A 2,370-nucleotide genomic window follows, 5' to 3' on the forward strand; every position below is an offset into this window, starting at 1 on the left:
TGCCGCCGCGACGAATGCGCCGCCAACGAGAGCCGCCTTCAAGAACTCACGCATGGACTTTGACCTCCTTTTTTTCCTTGACCTTGCCCGTATAGCGCGGGAGGCTGTGCATATACTCCACCACCCACGAATATAGGGCTTTCCGCTGATTGCTGCTCGGGTCAAGAAGTACATAAACCAGATCGCCCTTATCCATCCGTGTCTGTACCGTACGCGGCGAACATCCGAGCAGATCGGCGACCTCGCCGACACTCAGCAGTCGTTCGAGCGGATTCTCCGCAGGTTTCGGCGGCAGTGCCACCACCTTTGGCAGACGCTCGACAATCCGCTGCTCCAACGCATCAACCTTCTCCGTCAGCTTCTCATCCGCGATGCGGTCAAAGCCCACCATGAGCCCCGCGACGAAAGCATCCGCCGCCGCATCCGTCGCTGTCTTTCCCATGACCTCACCTCCTTCATCAAGCCACGCCCCGCCATCTTTGCTATCTACCATGATTCGCCTCGGAACGGGCGGGACGTGACCTGCCTCATCAGCGCAGGGAGGTCGTTCCCTGCGGACGGGCTTGCGCCCGTTTCGGCTATATATGTCTACATCTTTAAATGCCATCTGGTCGGCAAATAACCAGCTCATCTTTCTCATCTCCCAATGCGGATTCTTGACACTCTCCGACAAACGGAACGCTTCGCCGCCCTTCGACTTCAAACAGCAGGGCGGCGATTTCTTTTGCCTCGCCTTTGATGATGACCTCCATCCCCTCACCTCCTCTCTGTTGCGCGGATGCTGCGTGCCTCTGCGCTTACGGTTGTTGCCCTCCTTCCTGCCGTGCTACAATGACGATGAAAGGAAGTGACAATATGTTTAAAATAACATCCACATTTCATACACATCCGTCGATGATCTACCTTGAGAAAATCTATGATGCTCCTCGTCAGATTGTCTCATTGGACGATAAAGAACATTCCCCTCTGATGGGGCACATCCTAACCAACGATGAGATACAACGTGCGCGAACCGAACTCACAGAACTCGGTTACATTGCACAAGATCGTCACAGCAGACTGTATCTCACCTTGAAAGGTTCAGAATGTGTGAGAGACCACAGGAAAACAACGCGTGCCCTCATACTCAGCTATACCGCAATCGGTATCTCCATTCTCGCCCTTTTAAAGCCGCCGTCTTTTGACCTTGTGACAATCCTCTACGAACTACTGCGCGGGGCGAAATAGCGCGATTGCTGCAATGATGAGCGCGATAAACGCGATCAAAATTGCTATGTCCAATCCACCATCCGCAATCAATCGTAAAGGCTTTGTCACCTTCCACCAGAACGCCTCCCACTTGCGGCGGCGGTGCTCTGCCGGTGTCTCGCGTTGTTTTTCCTCCCAATTCTCAGCCAAAACCTCTTCCAGATTGTCTACATCAACGAGTGGTTGAAACAACCGAACACCGAGAGAAACATACTCCTCTTTCGTCTTTGCGTGGAGGAGTCTCTTTTCCAGTGCGGCACGCTCTTCCTTTGTCATCTTCTCATCTCCTCATTTTCTGAATCACAATATATAGTGCTTGCTTGAATACAAACCATATATATGGCACAATTCAAGCAAAGTATAGAAGGAGGTGAGTATATGGCGAAGTCCAACAGCAGTAAAGTCACTTCTGCGCGTGCAGCAAGTGCGGCGTCCAAAGTTCTGCGTGATGGTCGCACAGGCACGGCATCCAAGACAGCTGCGGGAAGTGCTCTTGCACAACGCCCCTCGCGTGGTAAGAAGTAACGTTGTCACTCCCCCCTTCAAGGTAAGATGTTCTGGCATCTTGCCTCTTTTGTTGGGAAAAAAATTTGCACAACTTCATCCAAGGTCAGCGGCACGAACATCATCAAACCATGTACCTGTTCCACCGTAAATCTTCCGCTCCCAATGCGACGTGCAAAAGTATCACGATTCATACCCAGTGCGGCAGCCACAGCTTGATACGTGTGCTTGTGATACTTCAGCTTCGCCTTAAGAAGATCAACATCTATCTCCATAGATTCACCTTCCCCTTGCCGGTGTAGCCTCCGCTGTGTCGGCTAGTTTAGCCGTCCAATGGCTACAATGACCCCGAATCCAGTAGCTAATCCGAGTATGTAGAAAAGCAGCGTACCCCAATCAAACTCTTTCATATCCTCACCTCCTCTCTGCTGCGCGGCTCACGCCGTCTTGTCCTTCTGCTCGTGCAGCAAGTGCGGCGTCCAAAGTTCTGCGTGATGGTCACACAGGCACGGCATCCAAGACAGCTGCGGGAAGTGCTCTTGCACAACGCCCCTCGCGTGGTAAGAAGTAATTGAACGCCGGATTCTGAAACGGTAGGGTGTAAGCAGCGCCCTACCG

The 2,370-nt window shown here is 52.4% G+C and carries 6 protein-coding genes and 1 other RNA gene; 2 read left to right on the forward strand and 5 right to left on the reverse strand.

The window, feature by feature from the left end; genetic code table 11:
• Positions 1-46: 46 nt before the first annotated feature.
• The 3 genes from ACO6BQ_RS12385 to ACO6BQ_RS12395 all read right to left on the reverse strand — a co-directional run bounded on the left by ACO6BQ_RS12385 (position 47) and on the right by ACO6BQ_RS12395 (position 752).
• The gene (locus tag ACO6BQ_RS12385; protein ID WP_489121419.1) at positions 47-442 is read right to left on the reverse strand and encodes a hypothetical protein; all 396 of its coding nucleotides are present in this window, start codon (positions 440-442) and stop codon (positions 47-49) included.
• A gap of 74 nt (positions 443-516) precedes the next feature.
• Positions 517-580, reverse strand: an RNA gene (locus ACO6BQ_RS12390) — hammerhead ribozyme type II.
• Positions 581-596: 16 nt separating this feature from the next.
• Entirely contained in the window at positions 597-752 is a 156-nt protein-coding gene (locus ACO6BQ_RS12395) for a hypothetical protein (RefSeq protein ID WP_489121422.1), read from the reverse strand.
• A 103-nt stretch (positions 753-855) separates the two neighbouring features.
• On the opposite strand from ACO6BQ_RS12395, the gene ACO6BQ_RS12400 reads away from it, so the two are divergent.
• Entirely contained in the window at positions 856-1,227 is a 372-nt protein-coding gene (locus ACO6BQ_RS12400) for a hypothetical protein (protein ID WP_489121425.1), read from the forward strand.
• Here the strand turns inward: ACO6BQ_RS12400 and ACO6BQ_RS12405 are convergent.
• Positions 1,207-1,524, reverse strand: a complete 318-nt coding sequence (locus ACO6BQ_RS12405) for a hypothetical protein (RefSeq protein WP_489121428.1) — start codon at positions 1,522-1,524, stop codon at positions 1,207-1,209. The two genes, ACO6BQ_RS12400 and ACO6BQ_RS12405, sit on opposite strands and share 21 nt — an antisense overlap.
• Before the next feature lie 102 nt (positions 1,525-1,626).
• Between ACO6BQ_RS12405 and ACO6BQ_RS12410 the strand changes: the two genes are divergently transcribed.
• On the forward strand, positions 1,627-1,773 hold the full coding sequence (locus tag ACO6BQ_RS12410; RefSeq protein WP_489121429.1) for a hypothetical protein: 147 nt from the start codon (positions 1,627-1,629) through the stop codon (positions 1,771-1,773).
• Positions 1,774-1,790: 17 nt separating this feature from the next.
• Here the strand turns inward: ACO6BQ_RS12410 and ACO6BQ_RS12415 are convergent, their stop codons facing one another.
• Complete coding sequence (locus tag ACO6BQ_RS12415) at positions 1,791-2,027, reverse strand: aminotransferase (protein ID WP_489121431.1); 237 nt, start codon at positions 2,025-2,027, stop codon at positions 1,791-1,793.
• Between the last annotated feature and the right edge of the window lie 343 nt (positions 2,028-2,370).

This window comes from Centipeda sp. (in: firmicutes), assembly GCF_057271695.1.

Bases quoted from the DNA above. Each gene is read 5' to 3' on its own strand.
- ACO6BQ_RS12385 (WP_489121419.1), bottom strand. From the start codon at position 442: ATGGGAAAGACAGCGACGGATGCGGCGGCGGATGCTTTCGTCGCGGGG.
- ACO6BQ_RS12395 (WP_489121422.1), bottom strand. From the start codon at position 752: ATGGAGGTCATCATCAAAGGCGAGGCAAAAGAAATCGCCGCCCTGCTG.
- ACO6BQ_RS12400 (WP_489121425.1), top strand. From the start codon at position 856: ATGTTTAAAATAACATCCACATTTCATACACATCCGTCGATGATCTAC.
- ACO6BQ_RS12405 (WP_489121428.1), bottom strand. From the start codon at position 1,524: ATGACAAAGGAAGAGCGTGCCGCACTGGAAAAGAGACTCCTCCACGCA.
- ACO6BQ_RS12410 (WP_489121429.1), top strand. From the start codon at position 1,627: ATGGCGAAGTCCAACAGCAGTAAAGTCACTTCTGCGCGTGCAGCAAGT.
- ACO6BQ_RS12415 (WP_489121431.1), bottom strand. From the start codon at position 2,027: ATGGAGATAGATGTTGATCTTCTTAAGGCGAAGCTGAAGTATCACAAG.